We start from the raw sequence: 19352 nt of genomic DNA, 5'->3' as shown, positions 1-19352 counted from the left end.
TAATAAACAATGCGACACTATTTTTTAATATTAATTCTTTCAGTTTCATTTCTAAAATCTCAGGAAATAAAAAAGGAAATAGATATAAAACAGGCAACCGTTTTTCTACAGGGCGCTAAAGTTTTTGGAAGTACAAATGTGACTCTGCAAAAAGGAAAAAATACAGTGAAAATAATCAATCTGCCTAATGATCTTGATGAAAACACCTACAAAATCAATCTTGAAAAGAACACAACACTTCTCTCAATTACCCCACAAAGCAATTATCTTAAAGATGATGAGCTTTCTGACGGAGAAAAAAAACTGAATGATGAAAAGAAGAAATTTCTAAGACAGGTTAATTTGTTGAATATTCAGATTAAAAATCTTACTGGCGAACAAAATATCATCAACGATAATCTCAAAGTTTCTACCAACGACAAATCAACCCCGCAGGAACAGCTGATAAAACTGACAGAATTTTACAGAAAAAGAATGCTTGAAATTGATAACCAGGTGTTTTTACTCAGCGAACAAAAAACTGTATTGGATGAAAGCATTGCTAAAATCGACAAGCAGTTTGCGGAAGAGCAGACCCATAAAAATCAAAATAAAAAAGAGCTTATTTTGGAAATTCTCGCCGAAAACGAAATGAATTTGAATCTTGGAGTAAGTTACATTGTTTCCAATGCGGGTTGGATTCCATCTTACGATTTGCGTGCTTTATCAACCAAAAGACCTCTTGAGATTGTCTACAAAGGAAAAATTTATCAGAAAACCGGACAGGACTGGAACAATGTTAAGCTTTTCGTTTCTACTTACCGCCCATCTTACAATCAGGACAGACCTATTTTGTTACCACTCTACGTTGCAGAATACACGGCTCACAATTACGATGATGTGAAAATTGGATATGAAAAAAAAGCAAAAGCTGATTTGACAAACTCTTACCAAATGCGCGCTGAAGAAGTTGCAGCTACAAGCCAAATTCCTGTAGCGACGGTTTCGGATAATCAGATGAATGTTTTGTATGAGCTGAAATTTAATCAAACCATCGTCAGTCAGGAAAAAGAGCAATATGTGATTTTGGATAAAAAAGAAGTGGATGCAACGTATAAATATCACACCGTGCCTAAGCTGAATAATCAGGTTTTCCTGATGGCTTTTGTGAAAAACTGGCAAAACCTAAACCTCATTTCAGGAGAAGCCAATATTTATTTTGAAGATAACTACATCGGAAAAACAAATATAAAAAGCACTTATGTAAAAGATGAATTCCCAATTTCTCTTGGTGTTGATGAAAGAATTGTGGTGAAAAGAATCAAGATTGAAGACAAAACTTCACATAAAACACTCAACTCTAATAAATGGGAAACAGAGTCTTATGAAATTACGGTGAGAAACAATACGAAGGAAAACATCGAACTGGAAATTCTTGATCAGCTTCCTTTAAGTGAAAATTCAAAGATTACGGTGAAATCTTTAGAAATCGGAAATGGAATCTATGACGAAAAAACCGGAAGCATTCTTTGGAACAGAAAAATCAACAGCGGAGCTTCAGATAAAATCAATTTCTCTTATGAAGTGAAATATCCTAAGGAAATGCAGATTCAGTATTACAGCAGATAGGTTTTAGAGTTTTAGAGTTTTAGAGAAATTAAATATAATTTAAATTAATTAAAAACATACGCTATGAACACATTAAAAATTTTAGCTTTAGCAACAAGCGTAACTGCTTTTTTAAGCGCAGGAAAAATTTCCGACATCCGTTGCAGCACTAAAGCTGCTGATAGAAAAAGTGTTGAAAGTCATATTTCTCCGCAATCACCCATGATCGTTTCCAAAGAAAATAAAATTCAGGTTGCATTGCTTTTGGATACGTCAAACAGTATGGATGGCCTTATTGATCAGGCAAAATCAAGATTATGGAATATCGTCAATACATTGACCACATTGAAATATAACGGACAAGCTCCGCAAGTTGAAATTGCTTTATATGAATACGGAAATGACGGTCTGAAAGATGAAAACTATATCCGGCAAGTGACTCCTCTTACCCAAGATTTGGATATGGTTTCAGAAAAGCTATTTGCTCTCAGAACAAATGGTGGAAGTGAATACTGCGGCGCCGTAATTCGTGATGCTTCTATGAATCTGAACTGGGACGGAAATGAAAAAAGCATGAAGCTGATTTATATTGCAGGAAACGAACCTTTTGACCAAGGAAAGATCAATTATAAAGAGGCAATTGCTAAAGCGAAGAGTAAAAACATTTATACCAATACCATTTTCTGTGGAAACCGTAATGAAGGAATTCAAACCTTTTGGCAAAATGGAGCCAGTCTTGGAGACGGAAAATTTTTCAATATCGATAGTGATCAGAAAGTGATTTATATTGAAACGCCTTATGATATAAAAATTTCGCAATACAATTCTAAACTCAATGACACGTACATCACTTTCGGATATAAGGGTGCAGAATACAAAAGCAAGCAAATCACCCAAGATTCTAATGCCGAAATGCAGTCCGCATCAAACGCTGTAGAGCGTGCAGTAAGCAAATCTAAGAAAAATGCCTACAAGAACGACCATTGGGATCTGGTAGATAAAGTAGAAAAAGACAAGGCCTATATTTCTACCATAAAAGAAGAGGAATTGCCTTCTGAACTAAAAGGAAAAAGCAAAGATGAAATCAATAAAATTGTTGCCCAAAAGTCTGCAGACCGGGATAAAATTCAGAGAGAAATTGAAATTCTTGCAAAGCAGAGACAGACTTTTATTGATTCTGAAATGAAAAAACGAGGAAGTTCTGATAGTGATGATTTAGGAAAGGCAATTGAGAAATCTATTATTGAACTGGCGAAAAAAAATGGATATAGTTTTTAAAGCCGGAATTGACAAAATTTGAAAATGATATTTTTAGCTTAGAAAAATTAGTATTAGTGTTGTTTCCAGTTTCGGGGTTCGGCTTCGCCGAACCCCGAAACTTTTTCCAGAACACTTAAAATTTCATGAATGTAAAAGTAATTATCTGCCAAATTTAAAATATTCAGCAAGTGGATGTTTTATATTTTTCATAAAAGCGGAAGCCATTTCCATTCCGGTCACAGAAAAGGTGATTCCGTTTCCTCCAAAACCTAAAACGAAATAGGAGTTTTTAAAATGATCGTGCGTACCGATATACGGGAGCCCGTCTTTTGTTTCGCCAAATGTTCCCGCCCAGACAAAATCAGGATAAAATTGATAATCCGGGTTTATTCTTTTCATGAATTTGAGAATGCTTTTTTCTTTTTTATCCAAAAGCAGGTCACGTTTTTGAGCATTAGAAAAATCTTCGTCACCACCTCCAATTAAAAGTCTCTCGTCATCGGTGGAACGCATATAGGTGTATGGCTGATCGGTATTCCAGAATAAAGTATGCTCCAGGTTTTTAAATCTACTTCTATCCACCTCAGAAATTATAGCAAAAGTGCATTTAAGATGTACAAAATCATCTTTAATCATATTTTTGCTTTCGTAACCGATGCAGTATATAATTTTTTTTGCTTTGATACTGAAGCCGTCGGTAGTTAATGCAAGATTATGATCTCTCAGATATTTTACAGATTTCACTTCTGTTTTATCATAAATCAGCAATCCTTTTTTTTCGTTAAATTTTAATATTTCGTGTGCAAATTTGAAGGCATCAATACTTGCGCCCTGTTTGGATAAGATCGCTCCATATGTGTTTTGAAACCCGAATCTTTCTTCAATATCTTCCGTACCTAGCCATGACACTTCGAACCCTGCTTTTTTCCTTGCTTCATATTCTTTCTCCAGCCAAAGTGAATCTTTCTTTTTCGTAGCAAAATACAAAGATTGTTTTCTTTTGAAACCTGATCTGGATTTTATTTCTTTTACTAATTTTTCAATATCGTCAATTGCTTTTGAACATGCTTTATAACTTTCTAATGCGCCTTCTTCACCAATCATTTCTTTCAATTTGTAAAGCGGTGTATCAATTTCATATTGCAGCATTGAAGTTGTTGCAGATGTGCTTCCGTTGCAGATTTCGCGTTTATCAACCAAAATTGTTTGGTATCCGTCTTTTATCATTTGATGGGCTATGAGACTTCCTGTAATTCCGCCTCCGATAATAAGAACGTCACATTCTTTATCAGATTTCAGGGAAGGATAGGAATAAATAAGACCATTTTTCAAAAGCCAGAAAGGTTCGTTAGATTTCAGGTCCATAGATTATTTTTCAAAAACATAATCAAGAATTGCGCCTTTGCACCCTCTATTTCTACATTTATGGTTTAATTATTGATAAAGTAAAACCACCAAACCATTAATATATAAATTATGATATCAATTATCAATGATGCTCCGGAAAACGTAGCAGCTTTTAATGCTACAGGCGATGTTACCCAAGAAGATTTTGAAAATCTTGTGATTCCACATGTAAAAAAGAAAGTAGAGCAGTATAATGAATTAAATTATTTGCTTTATCTGGATACAGATCTTAGTAACTTCAGCATGGGCGCTTGGCTTCAGGATGCATTTTTAGGAATAAAGAATATTACAAAATGGAACCGCGCAGCCATCGTAACTGATAAAGAAGGTGTGCAGAAGTTCACAGATATTTTCAGTGTGGTAATGCCGGGAGAATTTAAATCTTTTCCGAAAGAAAATCTTTACAACGCTTTATATTGGTGTCAAAACGGTAACGAAGTCGAAGATTAGAAAAAAGAGAAGCAATTGCTTCTCTTTTTTATTAGTCACAGGTAATGCATTCTCCCGCAATTTTTTCTTTTTCTACACGTGGTGACCGGTACATATAAAAATAAACAATGCTGATAGACAATCCTATAATGGTCATTCCGACACCTACGAGCGAAGGATAATTAAAGGGCAAGCCACGTTCTAAAGGAATTCCTCCCAGGAAAGCTCCCATTGCATTGGCAATGTTAAACGCAGCCTGCATAAAAGCTGCAGCCATCATCTCACTTTTTGGGGCAGCTTTCATCATCATAATATTGATCGGCGAGGCTACCGACATTGATAATGCTCCACATATAAATGTCAGAACCAAAGAGATACTCTGATATTCTGAAAGAAAAAACACTCCCGTCAAAGATAACATCATTAAGAACAGTAATACACTGCACGTTTTTTCCGGACCCAATTTATCCGACAAAAAACCTCCGGCTAAGTTTCCTAAAACCATTCCGCCACCCGCAAGAATCATAACGTATGCCATAAAGCTGCTTTCAATCCCTGAAACAATAGTCATCAGTGGTGTAATATAACTAAACCATGTAAACAATCCCCCAAATCCTATCGCCGTAATCATTAAAACAAGCCAGGCCTGTCTGCCTTTCAGAAATTTTAGTTCTTCCAAAAAATGGGTGTCTTCCTTTTTTTCCATTGCAGGAAGCCATAGCTTTAAAGCCAATAAAGTTGCAATTCCTATCACACCGACAATGGCAAAATACCAACGCCAATGAAATGCATGCCCGATATAGGTAACTAGAGGAACCATTGCAAGATTTGCGACCGTCAATCCGGTAAACATCAAAGAAATATATAACGCCTCCTTCCCTTTTCCTGCTATTCTTGATGCGACTACAGTTCCAACCCCGAAAAATGCTCCATGTGGTAAACCCGACATGAATCTAATGATCAGCATTGAATTATAATCTGGTGCAATCGCAGAAAGTGCATTAAAAACTGTAAAAATTATCATGAGCACCGTCAATACTTTTTTAGGCGGAAACTTTACAGAATATCCAATTAAAATCGGTGCTCCGATGACAACTCCCAAAGCATAAGCCGCAATCAGATGACCAGCTTGTGGAATGGTAATCTGTAAAGTTTTTGCCATGTCGGGAAGTAATCCCATAATCGTAAATTCTGTAGTTCCGATAGCCAAACCACCTATTGCCAAAGGCAAAATTCGTTTATCAAACATTTTTTCTCTATTTCAGTGCAAAATTGGAGAGAAATTATTGTTTTTATTTGTTCTGAGATGATTGATTATTGCTCTATATTGACTATTTTAAATAAATTTGTATTAATAATTAATCAAAACAGAACCTAATGAAAATCCAGAAAGAGATTATTAACTTCGAAAAAGGCAAATCTTTTAAAATATTTGAACCCTCAATGAAGCACCGCTTTTTCTGGCATTATCATCCCGAGATCGAATTGGTTTACGTAGAAGCATTAAACGGAATCCGTCATGTTGGTAAAAATATTTCCGGTTTTATGGAAAGTGATCTTCTTTTAGTAGGCTCCAATGTTCCGCATCTTAATTTTGATTACGGAATTAAAACTGAGTATAAACAGCTGGTTCTACAATTTAAAGAAAATTTTCCGGAGCAAATTATTCTGCCTGTTCCAGAGTTTGATGATATTAAAAAACTATTAGAGCGCTCTTACCTTGGTTTATCATTTTATGGAGAGACAAAAAAAATCGTTGCCGAAAAGCTGCATTTAATCAAAGAAATGAATTCTTTTGAGTCGCTTATGGCCTTAATGGAAGTTCTGCAAATCCTTTCCCAATCAACCGAAGTCATAGAATTAAACAAAGAAGATACGCGGGTAAAATGGTTTTTAAATGATAAAATCAGAATGGGAACCATATATGATTATATTAACGAAAATTACGATAAAAACCCAAATGTTAATACCATTGCAGAGATGGTGAGCCTTAGTACACCTGCTTTTTGCAGATATTTTAAAAAGCAGACGAACATGACATTTACCGATTTTGTAAACAATTACAGGCTCAATCAGGCAAAAATGTTGCTTCTACAGAATTTGTGTATCACTGAAGTTTCTTTTCTGGTCGGTTTTGAAAGTCTCTCTTACTTCAATAAATTATTTAAAAATTACATTGGTGAAACACCCACAGCTTTTAAGAAAAAGCATTTGAATAAAGTTAAAGAGTAATTTGGGCATTAAAAATTGCCCTCTTTTGGAGGTGTGGCAAACTTCTTTGAAATTTTTGCCACGGCGGTTTTGGATTCTAATTTTACTTTTAAAAAAACAGATTTACCGTTATAAGATTGCTTGGTTGCTCCGCTCCTCGCAATGGCTATAAAAAATCGCTCCAAAACTGGAGCGATGTATATATTTTTTTAATGAATATGTTTTTCCGCGTGATAAGAACTTCTTACCAGAGGCGAACTTTCAACGTGTCTGAATCCCAGATTTCTTGCAAAATCTCCAAATTCATCAAATTCTTCCGGGGTAATGAATTTTTTCACAGGCAAATGTTTTTTAGTTGGCTGCAGATATTGTCCCATTGTAATAATATCTACATTCGCATTACGGATATCTTCAATGGTTTGAAAAACTTCGTCCTTATTTTCACCTAAGCCCAACATCAAACCAGTTTTCGTTCTTCTTTGCCCGGCTTCTTTTAAATATCTTAAAACTTCAAGGCTTCTCTCATATTTTGCCTGAATTCTTACTTCTCTGGTCAGTCGTTTTACGGTTTCCATGTTGTGAGAAATTACTTCCGGAGCAACATCAATCATTCTATCCAGATGTTTTGTCAATCCCTGAAAATCAGGAATTAATGTTTCCATTGTTGTTCCGGGAGAAATTCTTCTTACTGCATTCACGGTTTCTCCCCAAAGAATTGAACCCATATCTTTCAAATCATCACGGTCAACTGAAGTTAAAACTGCATGTTTGATTTTCATTAATTTAATTGATCGGGCTACTTTTTCGGGCTCGTCCCAGTTTACATCCATTGGCTTACCTGTCTTTACGCCACAAAAACCGCAGCTTCTGGTACAAATGTTTCCTAGAATCATGAATGTTGCTGTGCCTTCCCCCCAACATTCTCCCATATTTGGGCAGCTTCCGCTTTGACAGATTGTATTTAATTTATATTTATCCACCAAAGTACGGAGTTCTCTGTAATTTTTTCCTGTAGGAAGTTTTACACGAATCCATTTTGGTTTTTGAACGGTAGTTTCCTGAACTAAATTCTCCATTTATTTCTAAAATTGACTCCAAAGTTAAGGAATTTTTTATCGAAACAATCGAACAGGTGCATTGATGAAACAGATATTCTTTATATTTAAATCTTAAAATCTATGTATGAAAAATACACTTTGTTTTTTAGCGGTTATTTTTAGCAGTATTTATTTTGCTCAGAAAGAGTTTCAACCGGCAGGTTCAGAAATTATTGAATCGGTAGATGGAGATTTGGACGGTGATAAAATCCTGGAGAAAGTAATTGTTTACAATACAAAAGATACAACTGATTTCGGAAACATCCGTGAAATTCAGATTCTGAAAAATGTAAACGGAAAATGGACCGTCTTAGAAAAATCAAGAAATGCAATTTTAAAAAGTCAGGACGGCGGAATGATGGGTGATCCTTATGGTGAAACTACAGTCGAAAAAGGTATTTTAATTATTTCACAATCGGGCGGAAGCAGCTGGAAATGGGGCATTACCGATAAATACCGATTTCAGAATGGCCATTTTGAGCTGATTGGCTGTTCATCCACTTACGGAAGACCCGGAGATTATTGGGTTGATGTTGATTTTAATCTTTCGACAGGGCAGATTATCTATGAAAAAGAGGTTGAAAGCACAGATAATCCTGATAACGGAAAGTCTGTGAAAGAAATATTTATTAAAAAAGGAATGAAAATCAATCTTCAAAACAGAAACCGGGAAAAACAGAGAGAAATTATATTGCCAAAAACGAAAGAAAAAGTTTATCTATAAGATTTGTATTAGTGATTATTGATCGTTAAAATCATTATTTTTCAGGAGTTCTGCCAGAACCTTTTTAGCACGCATCACCCTTACTTTGGTATTGGCAACCGAAATTCCCAATTCTTCAGCAATTTCTTTGATGCTTTTTTCTTCAAAAAATCTAAGTTTAATAATATCCTGGTAATTGGCATCCAAAGATTCGATTGTTTTGATGATCTTCTTTTGCTCTTCGGCAGAAATCATCAGTTCTTCAGGCGATTTGGCATAATGATTTTTAACTTCTTCCAAATTTTCTGTAGGATCCTGATTTTCACGGCTTTTTCTTCGCCAAAAATCGATCATTGTATTTTGGGCAATCGTCAAAACCCACGTTTTGAACTGAAAATGAGGATCGTACATATCCAGCTTCGACAAAACTTTTGAAAAAACATTAACGGTAATTTCATCTGCATCATTTTCGTCCTGCACTTTTTTCATCACAAAAGAAAAAACATCTACCCAAAAAATATTGATGAGTTTTGTCTGTGCTTTCTGGTCTTTTTCCTTTGCATTTTGAATGAGGGAAAATAATTGTTCGTCTTTCATTACTAACAAATTTATTAAAATTTAAAGATTAAAGAATGAAAAATTTTAAAGAAATTGGTTATAAAGATTTGAATGCAGCTCCAGGACAGAGTGTTTATTTCGCATTCCATATTTTACTTATCTTTGCACATTAAATTTTAAACAAAAAATAATGAATTCTTTTATTGAAGAACTGAAATGGCGGGGTCTTTTTTCTGACATGATGCCAGGAACTGATGAGCAACTGAATAAGGAGATGACCACTGCCTATATCGGGTTCGATCCTACCGCAGATTCTTTACATATAGGAAGTCTTATTCAGATCAAAATTCTGGCTCACTTTCAGCAGCACGGTCATAAGCCGATTGCTTTGGTGGGAGGAGCAACAGGAATGATTGGTGATCCTTCAGGAAAGTCTGCCGAGAGAAATCTTCTTGACGAAGAAACGCTTTTACATTATGTTGATTGTCTGCAAAATCAACTTTCAAGATTTTTAAATTTTGAAGGAAATGAAGCCAACAAAGCAGAATTGGTAAATAATTACGATTGGATGAAGAAAATTTCATTCCTTGATTTTGCCAAAAATGTAGGGAAAAACATCACGGTCAACTATATGATGGCGAAAGATTCTGTAAAGAAAAGACTTTCCGGAGAAGCGGGCATTGACGGAATGAGTTTTACCGAGTTTACTTACCAATTAATTCAAGGGTATGATTTTTTACATCTATACCAAAACAATGGTGTAAAACTTCAGATGGGAGGTTCTGATCAGTGGGGAAATATTACTACAGGAACCGAATTGATCCGTAGAAAAGCACAGGGAGAAGCTTTTGCTTTGACGGTTCCTTTGATTACAAAAGCAGACGGTTCAAAGTTTGGCAAATCTGAAAGCGGTGAAAATTATTGGCTGGATAAAAAGAAAACCTCGCCTTATAAATTCTACCAATTTTGGCGAAATGCAAAGGATGTTGATGCGGAAAGATTTATTAAATTCTATACCTTTTTAAGCAAAGAAGAAATTGAAAATTTAATTGCTGAACATAAAACAGCTGAACATGAATGGAAACTTCAGAAAAAATTAGCTGAAGAGATTACGGTTTGGGTTCATGGAAGAGAAGAATACGAAAGAGCAGTAAAAGCATCTGAAATACTTTTTGGAAAATCAACTTCTGAAGATTTGGTTAATTTAGATGAACAAACATTTCTCGATGTTTTTGACGGTGTTCCCCAAAAAGAAATTGCTAAATCTGATATTTTAGGAGTAAATATTGTTGATTTACTTTCTGAAAAATCGGGATTTCTAAAATCCAAAAGTGAAGCAACAAGAGAATTGAAAGGAAACGCAATCTCTGTAAACAAAGAAAAAGTAAATGATGTCTATACCGCTAATGAAAGCGATTTAATTAATGGTAAATTCTTAGTTCTTCAAAAAGGTAAACGAAATTATTTTATCATGAAAGTAATTTAACCTTCAACCATATACAAAACAAAAAAACCGCCAATAGGCGGTTTTTCTTATTTATGTAGTTGATTATAACTCTAAAAAGCTGTGGTCAATTGATGCATCCTGAGTTCCTGATCCTGTAGCGGTATCAGATTTAGCAACTTCTCCGTCAATGTAAAGTGTAACAATTAATTGAGAATCTGCATTTGGTAAAACTGCATTGGCGTCTAAATTTAGCTGAGACTGGCTAGAATTCACAAAAAACTCACCACTTGACCAAGTGACTCCCGCAGGATCAAAAATTGTGTTCTGGCTTGTTCCTACCTGTGTTACAATAGTTTTTATAGCAGGGGTTCCCGGTCCTGTACCCTTCACTGCTTTTACTTCGAACTGCACCAGGTGATCTATAAACTCGTCTTCGTCATCGTCATCCTTACAAGAATTCATTACAGATACAACTGAAAATAATACTGCGAATAAAAATGAAAGTTTAAGTAAACTTTTTGATTTGTAAATTTGCTTCATTTCTCCAAATAGATTTTTAATGTTTCAAATATAGGATTTTTATCAATATAAAAATAACTTTTATGAAAATTTTCCAATAAAGATTTGCAATCAATATCAAATCAACAATACATAAAAGAATACTAGCTATCGTAAAAAAGCGCATATTTTAATCTTTTGGATAGAAGCTTTGATCTTTGAAATTTGTTCGTTTATTTCATCATTGTTTAGTATCTAAAATTTTCTCTATAGCTGTTTTATTAATTATATTTGCTCTATGAATTTAGATTATATCGTTCGCGAACCGGAAAATATCAACCCAAAAACTCCTATTCTTTTTATGCTTCATGGGTATGGAAGTAACGAGCAGGATCTTTTCAGTTTCAGAGAAAGCTTTCCTGCTGACTGGATTTTGGTAAGTTTTCGCGCACCAAGAGAAACACAATATGAGGGATATTCGTGGTTTGATATAGATTTTAATAATCCTGAGCAGTTTATCAATGTCAGTCAGGCAAAAGAGGTTTTGGAAAGTATTCTTAAAAACATCATGGCCATCACAAACAAATATGGTCTTACAGAAAACAAAACGCATCTCTGCGGCTTTAGCCAGGGTGGAATTTTATGTTACAGTTTAGCCTTAAAATATCCTGATTTATTTAATTATGTAGCCTGTCTCAGCAGTTATCCTGAGGAAAAGCTGTTGACAGATATTGTGAAAGATAAAAAGAAACTTGAAAAACTTCGCTTCTTCGTATCTCACGGCACCGATGATGCAATTATCCCTATGGAATGGGGAAGAAAAGCGGCAGAACTTTTGTACGATTTAAATTGTTATTTTACGTTTAGAGAATATATGAGTGGTCACGGTGTGAATCAGAAGAACTATATAGATTTAATGGAATTCTTTTCGAAATAAAAGATATCCCATGCATCTATTTCAAACATTCTCAACAATTTGAGAATGTTTTTTATTTCTGTAAGAAATATTTTACTAATTTCAGTAGATGAAATTTAATTTATTTTTGTTGACATTCCTTTTAGGCATTTTTGTACATGCTCAGAATAGTTTTGAAATAAAAGATGCTAAAAAAATAGTTATTCCGTTTAAGTTTATCAATAATTTAATTTTCATCCCCATCAATATAAATGGTGCCGAACTTACATTTATGCTGGATACGGGAGTGGCTGAAACAACCATTTTCAGTCTTGAAAATAAAGAAATGAAACTTGCACCACTCGAAAAAATGAAATTTTCCGGACTTGGTGGCAGCGCAAGCATCGAAGGTTTCAAATCTGATCATAACATAGGAAAAATCGGTAACCATTTTATCAATACTTCTTTTACTCTTTTCATGATCCTCGACCAGGATTTTAATATTTCCTCTCATGTCGGCATCCCTGTTAACGGAATTATCGGATATCATTTCTTTAAAAATCATCCCGTTGTCATCGATTATCGTTCTAAAAAAATTACAGTATACAATGATGCTGAATTATTTAAAAATAAAATAAAAAAGTTCATCGAACTGCCCATTTCTGTCGAACGGAATAAGCCCTATATTTTTGCAGATGTTGAAATGACCAATGAGAAAAACAGTTCAAAATTACTGATTGATCTTGGAAATAGTGATGCGATCTGGCTTTTTCCCGCTCTGATAAAAAACTTTGTATACAACCGTCCGAATATTGAGGATTATTTAGGCAGAGGATTTAATGGTGATATTTATGGTAAGAGAAGTAGAATTCACAATTTTTATCTGGGTGATTTTAAATTTGAAAAACCACTGACAGCAATGCCGGATGAATATTCTATTCAGCATGTAAGTTTAGTGGGGGAACGAAAGGGCTCCGTAGGAGGTGAAATTTTAAGAAGGTTTACGACAGCTTTTGATTATCCGAACCAAAAATTATATCTCAAGAAAAACGGAAGTTACAACGATCCTTTTCATTTTAATATGAGCGGTTTAGATTTCCAACAAGATGGAATGCAATGGGAAAAAGATGTGATAAGCCTTGAAAGTAAAAACAAAGAAAAATCTTCAGAAGGTGTTAACATAATCAGTAATACTCTACAATATAAATTTGTTTTAAAACCATTATTTTCGATTGCCGGAGTCAGAAAAGATTCACCTGCATATAAGGCAGGTTTAAAAAAAGGCGATGAACTCATAACAATCAACGGAAGAAAAACATCAGACATGACTTTACAAAAAATCATGGAAATGATGAAGTCTGATGAAGGCAGAATAATTAATATGGTAATTCTCAGAAAAAAACAAGAACTTCGCATGAGTTTTACATTAGAAGACCCCATACCCTATCAGGAATAATATGCAGACAGAAGAAACCACCTTAGATAAAATAAGAAACCGTCCGAGATTTAAGATGTACACTCATCTGAGCAAGGAAATCTACGCCGAAAACCTTAAAAAATATCTTGCCGAGCATAAAGGAGAATTTTCAGGAAACGTTAATACCGAGGTCGCAACCATCTGCGTAGAAACCAATTACGATCATTTCTGGAAACCCAGATTATCCCTCCGTACAGAAGCTGAAGATGACAAAATCGCTATAAGAGGTGTTTTTGGACCAAGTTCAGCAGTCTGGACTTTTTTTATGTTTCTTTATTTTCTTTTTTCAATTCTCTGGATGACATTTTTTACAATGTACTACGTTGAGAAACAAATCAAAAGTTATGAATATCCATGGGCACTCACTGCCTCATTCGTAATGTTGTTTTGCATTGCTGTAACCTATGCTGCAGCAAGATTTGGGCAAAATAAAGCTAAAGGTGAAATGAAAAAACTTAGAAAATTTGCCGAAGAGTCTACTCTTCAGTTTGAGGAAAAATCTAGTTAGAAACTTCAGGTTCTGTAGGAACAGCGGTAATTTCGAGTGCTTTGGCCGCTTTAATAGAATCAGCTACTTTTTCTCTGTTGGTTTGCTCGTTTATCATTTTCTCAATGTGAGGTTTGATCATATTCGTCATTTCTTCTACAGAAATATTATTAGAATTAGGATCATTGAGAAGATTTCTCCATGGTTTTCTTTTTCCCCACGGGTAATCTCCAAAAACAAGTACGGGTGTACCATTTGCTTTTTTAGTTGCTCCTCCCGGATTTAAAATCCAGGTATCTGCGTAATTATACAGCCAGATAGCATCACTCATTAACAATCTTAAACATGAATGTGATGCGGGATAACCCGGAAGATCATACTGATGCCATCCAATACCGTGTGTATTATGAATATTAAAATTGTATGGTAACTTCCATTCGCTTTTGACAGTGGAGATGGCCAGTTTCTTTTTCCAGTTGGCAAACATCAAGCCTCTTGTTGTCTGAGCAGCTTTTTTTCCCATACTTGTAGGGCCCCATTTTACCAGAGCACCATTAGAATAAACCGCGTATGCCTGGATTGGATATGAAAATACGATAAACTTTTTCACATCGCTTAATACATCAAGCTGCAGAGGGAAAGGTGAATAAGCCATCAAAGTTGTATCTATCTTTGCAGGAACCACTAGTGTATCAGAATTCCATTTATTTTTTGAATCTAGTCGGTTGAGAGCCAAGATGGCATAACGTTCCCTTTCGGTATATTTTTTACTGAAAACCGCATAAAGAGAATCTCTCATCTTTTTATCTTTGGGAATGGCAAAAGCATTGTAAAAACCGTTTTCCTGCATTGCCGGAGGCACAGATTCTTTGATTTCAGTCTTTGTTGCTACAGAATCTGACTTCTTGTCATTGGATAATGTTCCTGAAGATGTGCCTTGTTGATCGTTTATCTTTTCGTTGTCTTTTTTACATGAAGAAAGCAGTAAAAAAAATAATAAGGTGTAAAAAAGTGATTGTTTCAAAAATAATTTTTTCATAAATATAAAAGTGGTCATTAAGCTTTTTGTAGACCTACAAATATCAGACCTAAAAACATAAAAATATAAAAGACATTTCCTGCAGAACCCATTTATTTGAGGCTGAAAAATTTATAAATCAAATATAATTTAATACAGTTCCAATTTTATAATTACAACATTCCTTGAAGGCGTATATATCTTAATTGAAACTGAAATTTGATAACTAGATATTTTAATTTGAAACAGGCTTCACACCTTCTTTAACAGATCTGGATAGAATTTTATTTTTTCTCAGTAAAAAATCAGGCATTAAGTCTGTGGGAAGATACATCATACTTTCTCCTTTGTTTTGAAGTTCTTCCTCAATCCCGGGGTTCCAGGCAAGAATTTCATTAACATCAATTTTCAGTTCTTCAGCAATAATTCTCAGGCTAAACCCTGCATTAATTTCAGTTTCAGAAAGTGAAGATCCTTCTTTAGTTCCTGATCTTGCATCAAAAACCTTATTCATTCTTGAAGAATTGTAATTTGTCAAAACACTTACGAGTTCTCCTGTTGCATAACATGCATTCAGATATTTTTTAACATGATTGATAGTCTCTGCCGGCAAATATTTAGAAAAGACATGATACTGCGATGAATTGGCAGTCTGCATTGCTTTGGCGATATTTCCTTCTCCACAATTATAAGCCGCAACGACGGTTACCCAGTTATTATACTTTTTATAAAGATTAGCTAACGAAACAGCAGCTACTTGCGTACTCCTGTACAAATCTGAACGCCTGTCTTCGGTAAGACCATATTGATTGGCATGCGCCGTCATAAATTGCCAAACCCCTACTGCACCGGCATTGGATGTAATTTTTCTGTCAAAATGAGATTCAATCAGCGCTAAATTTCTCAGATGTTTAGGAAGTCCTTTTTTAGCGAGAGTAAATTCTATGAATTCAACAATTTCTTTATTTGAATTGATGATATTTTTGTATTTTCTTACACTGCTCTCTGAAGTATCAGATGCCGAAAGATATTGAGCATAAGACAGATGAACGGAAATAAAAAAAACGGTTGTAAAAATTATTTTACCGAAATAAGTTTTCATTTTAAGCGTCTTACATTTAAATCAGAATGCCTTGCTACGAAAGCATTCTGATTATTTTTAATTTAAATACATAGTTAATTGACTTTCCAGTCAATTTTTTCTTCAGCCTGATTCCAGTCTACAGTAAGTGTCTGTCCGGATTTTACTTCTTCTCTTACGATCATTTTTGAAATCGGTCTTGCCAGCTGAGATCGGATGACTCCGGAAATCTGTCTTGCACCGTATTTACTGCTGAAACCACCCAAAGCTAAGTTTTTTACAGCTTCATCAGTGATAGAAAGCGTCATTCCCAATCGGTGAAGTGATTTATGGAGTGATTTTAGCTGAATATTAAAAATTCTTTCTGCAATAGATTCTGTAATCGGAGCAAAAGGAATAATTTCTGTAATTCTTGCTAAAAATTCCGGCCTGAATCTTCCTGAACCCGACATGATCTGCATCAGAGAAGACGACTCCGGGACTTTTCCTTCCTCAAACTGTTTTACAATTTCTTCGCTTCCGATATTTGAGGTAAATAAAATCAAAGCATTACTGAAATCACCTTCCTTTCCTAATTTATCATGTACTTTTCCTTCGTCCATGATCTGTAAAAACACATCAAAAACTGAGTGATGGGCTTTCTCAATTTCATCAAATAGAACTACGGTATAAGGCTGCTGACGGATTTTATTAACCAGCATTCCACCCTCTTCGTACCCTACATATCCTGGAGGAGCGCCATATAATAATGCTGCAGAATGTTCTTCTTTAAATTCAGACATATCAAAACGCACCATCGCTTTTTCGTCATTGAAAAGCAACTCCGCCATTGATTTTGCCAGCTCTGTTTTCCCGGTTCCCGTCGGTCCCAAAAGGAAAAATGATCCGATAGGTTGTCCGGGTTTGTTTAATCCGCTTCGATTTTCAACGATAGCATCAGAAAGCACTTTTAACGCATGATCCTGACCCACTACTCTATTCAGTAAGAGAGATTCCATGTTGAGGAGCTTCTCTTTTTCCTGCGCCTGAATTTTACCGATGGGAATACTGGTTTTTGCGGCCATTACTGCTGCCAGTTCAAGCTTTCCTACTTTTTCTCTTTTTACTGAGGCATGTTGTATCAATTCTGCAAAAGTATCTTCAATAACTTTCTGTAGATGCTCTACAGGCATCGAATTGTCGATTTGTGGCTGCTCATTCAGCGAACCCCACAAGATCGGGCTGATTTTGTCTCTTAATAAATTATAATTCCAGATCAGTTCATCAGCTTTGTCTTTTTCGTCAAAAAACTCTTCCTTCAGAATGTTTTCGTAGTTTTCTTTCCAGTCTTGGAGTTCTTTTTCAGAAAGTTCATCAAGCATTTTGATGGCCGCCATCGTCCGATCAAGCAAATCGATCGCAGCATCGGGCAATTTTTTACCTTTTGCATATCTTTTTGCCAAGCGTACACATTCTGGTAAAGCGGCTTTGTCAACTTCTATTGCGTGATGCTTTTTATAACCGTCTAAAAGAACATCAATCATTTTCACACAGGTCTGTTCATCGGGTTCATTAACGGTAAGAACTTCAAAACGCCGGTTAAAGGCCTGTTCGGGCTCGATTATTTTCCGGTATTCTTCCTGTGTGGTGGCTCCGATGACGGTAATTTCGCCTCTTGCCAATTCAGGTTTCAGGATATTTCCGATATTTCCTATGCTCCCTTTAGGATCTAAAAGCGCATGAATTTCATCAATAAAAAGAATGGCTTTTTCAATTTTTTTGCATTCATTGATGACTTTTTTCAAGCGGTCTTCAATTTCACCTTTGTAGGAAGTTCCGGCTAATAATGCTCCCGTGTCCAGTTCTAAAAGTGTGGCATTTTTCAGCATTTCAGGAACATTTCCTTTGATAATTTCGGTAGCGAAACCTTCTACCAAAGCGGTTTTACCGACACCTGGCTCACCAATGATGATCACATTTGGTTTGGTTCTCCGGCAAAGAATTTCAACAAGCATTCTCAGTTCTTTGTCTCGTCCGATAATATTTTCTAAAGTTCCTTGCTTCGCCTGAGCTGTTCTGTCTACACAGTAACTTTTGATGGAAGGAAAAGAATTGTCTGAATAGTCTGAGCCATTTGAAAACAATGAAGAAATTTCACTATTTTCTGATGAAGCATAAGGAGTATCTTTTCTGTATAAATTGAAAATTTCGTGTTCTCGGAGCGGCAGAGATTTTAGTTGTTGTAAAGTAAAAGCAACCTGCGGTTTTACGATTGCCGTTAAAATGCAGATAGGAGTAATTTCGTCTAAACCTAATTTTAATCTGATATCATCGGCTTCTTCAAGAATCTGATCTACAAATTCTCCCTCACCAACTTCACTTGGAAGATGAGATGTTTTGGGATAATCTTCTATTCTTACATCTGCCCATTCGTAGAAATATCCGGGATCTTTGTCGATGTTTTTTAAGAATTCATTGAGCCCGATATCTTTGTGCATCAATGCCTGAAGAATATGTGGTCCGCTGTAAGTCGCGTTGTAATTTTCTCTTGCAATTGACTGCGCAATGTGAAAAAGCTGTTTAACGGTTTCGTTGGTGACTAGTACTCCCATTTATTTTATATTAATATTTTGGTGACATTTATTTTGGTGTAACTAAAATAAGTCTTTTTTATTAATCACTAAAATTAAAAATCGTTTATTTAAAACGTTATCACGTTATATTTACCAATATGGATTTTGCAGCAACCTAAATTTTAAATTTTTGGATTTAAAAATTCTTAATTTGATAAGTATATAAATTTTATCTTCATAAATTATATTTCTAAAATAAAAAAACCGCATTGCTGCGGTTTCTTTTTATCGTATTGATAATATTATCTTCCCATGTTCTTCAATTGCTCAATCTGCTCCATATAACCGTCAACACCTACAGTTGCAAGGATGAAAATTGTGTAAAGAAGCTGAAGCGATCCTAAAACCAGACCGATAATACATAAAATTCTTCCTGTATTCAAATTGTTAAAATCTGAATATTCGGTCGGGTTTGCATCATACAGCACTTTATCACTTTTGTATTTGTTTAACCCGATAAGACCGCAAATAACACCTATTAAACCCGTACAACAACAAGTTCCGATGATTGATACAATTCCCAAGATAAGCACAGTCTGTGCATTTGGCAGTTTTTGATTCATAATTTGATTTTTTTAATGTTTA

18 protein-coding genes are annotated in these 19352 nt (G+C 35.1%); 9 read left to right on the top strand and 9 right to left on the bottom strand.

Annotated features, from left to right (window positions below):
* Positions 1-9 precede the first annotated feature (9 nt).
* Both K0U91_RS10965 and K0U91_RS10960 read left to right on the top strand, forming a co-directional pair.
* On the top strand, positions 10-1608 hold the full coding sequence (locus K0U91_RS10965; RefSeq protein ID WP_220179657.1) for a DUF4139 domain-containing protein: 1599 nt from the start codon (positions 10-12) through the stop codon (positions 1606-1608).
* A 63-nt stretch (positions 1609-1671) separates the two neighbouring features.
* Complete coding sequence (locus tag K0U91_RS10960; protein ID WP_220179656.1) at positions 1672-2865, top strand: vWA domain-containing protein; 1194 nt, start codon at positions 1672-1674, stop codon at positions 2863-2865.
* Positions 2866-3006: 141 nt separating this feature from the next.
* Here the strand turns inward: K0U91_RS10960 and K0U91_RS10955 are convergent, their stop codons facing one another.
* A complete protein-coding gene (locus K0U91_RS10955) occupies positions 3007-4212 on the bottom strand; it encodes an NAD(P)/FAD-dependent oxidoreductase (protein ID WP_219971439.1) in 1206 nt (401 codons plus the stop codon).
* A gap of 111 nt (positions 4213-4323) precedes the next feature.
* Between K0U91_RS10955 and K0U91_RS10950 the strand changes: the two genes are divergently transcribed.
* On the top strand, positions 4324-4704 hold the full coding sequence (locus tag K0U91_RS10950; RefSeq protein ID WP_219971437.1) for a SpoIIAA family protein: 381 nt from the start codon (positions 4324-4326) through the stop codon (positions 4702-4704).
* Positions 4705-4735: 31 nt separating this feature from the next.
* On the opposite strand, the gene K0U91_RS10945 is transcribed toward K0U91_RS10950, so the two are convergent.
* Entirely contained in the window at positions 4736-5932 is a 1197-nt protein-coding gene (locus K0U91_RS10945) for an MFS transporter (RefSeq protein WP_220179655.1), read from the bottom strand.
* Between the two features lie 128 nt (positions 5933-6060).
* Between K0U91_RS10945 and K0U91_RS10940 the strand changes: the two genes are divergently transcribed.
* A complete protein-coding gene (locus K0U91_RS10940) occupies positions 6061-6915 on the top strand; it encodes an AraC family transcriptional regulator (RefSeq protein WP_220179654.1) in 855 nt (284 codons plus the stop codon).
* Positions 6916-7103: 188 nt separating this feature from the next.
* Here the strand turns inward: K0U91_RS10940 and lipA are convergent, their stop codons facing one another.
* Complete coding sequence (gene lipA / locus K0U91_RS10935) at positions 7104-7970, bottom strand: lipoyl synthase (RefSeq protein ID WP_219971434.1); 867 nt, start codon at positions 7968-7970, stop codon at positions 7104-7106.
* A gap of 106 nt (positions 7971-8076) precedes the next feature.
* Here lipA and K0U91_RS10930 point away from each other — a divergent pair, with 106 nt between their 5' ends.
* Entirely contained in the window at positions 8077-8715 is a 639-nt protein-coding gene (locus K0U91_RS10930; RefSeq protein ID WP_220179653.1) for a hypothetical protein, read from the top strand.
* 15 nt (positions 8716-8730) lie between these two features.
* On the opposite strand, the gene K0U91_RS10925 is transcribed toward K0U91_RS10930, so the two are convergent.
* Positions 8731-9291 carry an RNA polymerase sigma factor gene (locus K0U91_RS10925; protein ID WP_219971432.1) on the bottom strand — a complete coding sequence of 187 codons (561 nt, stop codon included), beginning with the start codon at positions 9289-9291 and terminating at the stop codon, positions 8731-8733.
* 151 nt (positions 9292-9442) lie between these two features.
* On the opposite strand from K0U91_RS10925, the gene tyrS reads away from it, so the two are divergent.
* A complete protein-coding gene (tyrS, locus tag K0U91_RS10920; RefSeq protein WP_220179652.1) occupies positions 9443-10738 on the top strand; it encodes a tyrosine--tRNA ligase in 1296 nt (431 codons plus the stop codon).
* Positions 10739-10801: 63 nt separating this feature from the next.
* On the opposite strand, the gene K0U91_RS10915 is transcribed toward tyrS, so the two are convergent.
* Entirely contained in the window at positions 10802-11239 is a 438-nt protein-coding gene (locus K0U91_RS10915; protein WP_219971430.1) for a hypothetical protein, read from the bottom strand.
* Positions 11240-11495: 256 nt separating this feature from the next.
* Between K0U91_RS10915 and K0U91_RS10910 the strand changes: the two genes are divergently transcribed.
* From K0U91_RS10910 to K0U91_RS10900, 3 genes are all read left to right on the top strand, one after another.
* A complete protein-coding gene (locus K0U91_RS10910) occupies positions 11496-12134 on the top strand; it encodes an alpha/beta hydrolase (protein WP_220179651.1) in 639 nt (212 codons plus the stop codon).
* Positions 12135-12222: 88 nt separating this feature from the next.
* A complete protein-coding gene (locus K0U91_RS10905) occupies positions 12223-13548 on the top strand; it encodes a PDZ domain-containing protein (RefSeq protein WP_220179650.1) in 1326 nt (441 codons plus the stop codon).
* A gap of 1 nt (position 13549) precedes the next feature.
* The gene (locus tag K0U91_RS10900) at positions 13550-14077 is read left to right on the top strand and encodes a hypothetical protein (RefSeq protein WP_220179649.1); all 528 of its coding nucleotides are present in this window, start codon (positions 13550-13552) and stop codon (positions 14075-14077) included.
* Here the strand turns inward: K0U91_RS10900 and K0U91_RS10895 are convergent.
* The 4 genes from K0U91_RS10895 to K0U91_RS10880 form a co-directional block, all read right to left on the bottom strand.
* A complete protein-coding gene (locus tag K0U91_RS10895) occupies positions 14070-15080 on the bottom strand; it encodes a L,D-transpeptidase (RefSeq protein WP_258561865.1) in 1011 nt (336 codons plus the stop codon). The two genes, K0U91_RS10900 and K0U91_RS10895, sit on opposite strands and share 8 nt — an antisense overlap.
* A 229-nt stretch (positions 15081-15309) precedes the next feature.
* A complete protein-coding gene (locus K0U91_RS10890) occupies positions 15310-16176 on the bottom strand; it encodes a lytic transglycosylase domain-containing protein (protein WP_219971421.1) in 867 nt (288 codons plus the stop codon).
* Between the two features lie 74 nt (positions 16177-16250).
* The gene (locus K0U91_RS10885; protein WP_220179647.1) at positions 16251-18746 is read right to left on the bottom strand and encodes an ATP-dependent Clp protease ATP-binding subunit; all 2496 of its coding nucleotides are present in this window, start codon (positions 18744-18746) and stop codon (positions 16251-16253) included.
* A 263-nt stretch (positions 18747-19009) separates the two neighbouring features.
* Positions 19010-19330, bottom strand: coding sequence for a CCC motif membrane protein (locus K0U91_RS10880; protein WP_219971419.1), 321 nt, complete (start codon positions 19328-19330; stop codon positions 19010-19012).
* Positions 19331-19352: the final 22 nt, after the last annotated feature.

It is taken from the genome of Chryseobacterium sp. LJ668 (assembly GCF_019613955.1).
Taxonomy (GTDB): Bacteria; Bacteroidota; Bacteroidia; order Flavobacteriales; family Weeksellaceae; genus Chryseobacterium.
The sequence above is the reverse complement of the archived record's forward strand: the minus strand, read 5'-3'. Positions and strand labels throughout refer to the sequence as shown.

What these genes read in the sequence shown, in the direction of transcription:
- K0U91_RS10910 (WP_220179651.1), top strand. Translation starts at nt 11,496, where the DNA reads ATGAATTTAGATTATATCGTTCGCGAACCGGAAAATATCAACCCAAAA.
- lipA (WP_219971434.1), bottom strand. Translation starts at nt 7,970, where the DNA reads ATGGAGAATTTAGTTCAGGAAACTACCGTTCAAAAACCAAAATGGATT.
- K0U91_RS10890 (WP_219971421.1), bottom strand. Translation starts at nt 16,176, where the DNA reads ATGAAAACTTATTTCGGTAAAATAATTTTTACAACCGTTTTTTTTATT.
- K0U91_RS10925 (WP_219971432.1), bottom strand. Translation starts at nt 9,291, where the DNA reads ATGAAAGACGAACAATTATTTTCCCTCATTCAAAATGCAAAGGAAAAA.
- K0U91_RS10955 (WP_219971439.1), bottom strand. Translation starts at nt 4,212, where the DNA reads ATGGACCTGAAATCTAACGAACCTTTCTGGCTTTTGAAAAATGGTCTT.
- K0U91_RS10965 (WP_220179657.1), top strand. Translation starts at nt 10, where the DNA reads ATGCGACACTATTTTTTAATATTAATTCTTTCAGTTTCATTTCTAAAA.
- K0U91_RS10880 (WP_219971419.1), bottom strand. Translation starts at nt 19,330, where the DNA reads ATGAATCAAAAACTGCCAAATGCACAGACTGTGCTTATCTTGGGAATT.
- K0U91_RS10945 (WP_220179655.1), bottom strand. Translation starts at nt 5,932, where the DNA reads ATGTTTGATAAACGAATTTTGCCTTTGGCAATAGGTGGTTTGGCTATC.
- K0U91_RS10915 (WP_219971430.1), bottom strand. Translation starts at nt 11,239, where the DNA reads ATGAAGCAAATTTACAAATCAAAAAGTTTACTTAAACTTTCATTTTTA.
- K0U91_RS10950 (WP_219971437.1), top strand. Translation starts at nt 4,324, where the DNA reads ATGATATCAATTATCAATGATGCTCCGGAAAACGTAGCAGCTTTTAAT.
- K0U91_RS10960 (WP_220179656.1), top strand. Translation starts at nt 1,672, where the DNA reads ATGAACACATTAAAAATTTTAGCTTTAGCAACAAGCGTAACTGCTTTT.
- K0U91_RS10940 (WP_220179654.1), top strand. Translation starts at nt 6,061, where the DNA reads ATGAAAATCCAGAAAGAGATTATTAACTTCGAAAAAGGCAAATCTTTT.
- tyrS (WP_220179652.1), top strand. Translation starts at nt 9,443, where the DNA reads ATGAATTCTTTTATTGAAGAACTGAAATGGCGGGGTCTTTTTTCTGAC.
- K0U91_RS10930 (WP_220179653.1), top strand. Translation starts at nt 8,077, where the DNA reads ATGAAAAATACACTTTGTTTTTTAGCGGTTATTTTTAGCAGTATTTAT.
- K0U91_RS10905 (WP_220179650.1), top strand. Translation starts at nt 12,223, where the DNA reads ATGAAATTTAATTTATTTTTGTTGACATTCCTTTTAGGCATTTTTGTA.
- K0U91_RS10885 (WP_220179647.1), bottom strand. Translation starts at nt 18,746, where the DNA reads ATGGGAGTACTAGTCACCAACGAAACCGTTAAACAGCTTTTTCACATT.
- K0U91_RS10900 (WP_220179649.1), top strand. Translation starts at nt 13,550, where the DNA reads ATGCAGACAGAAGAAACCACCTTAGATAAAATAAGAAACCGTCCGAGA.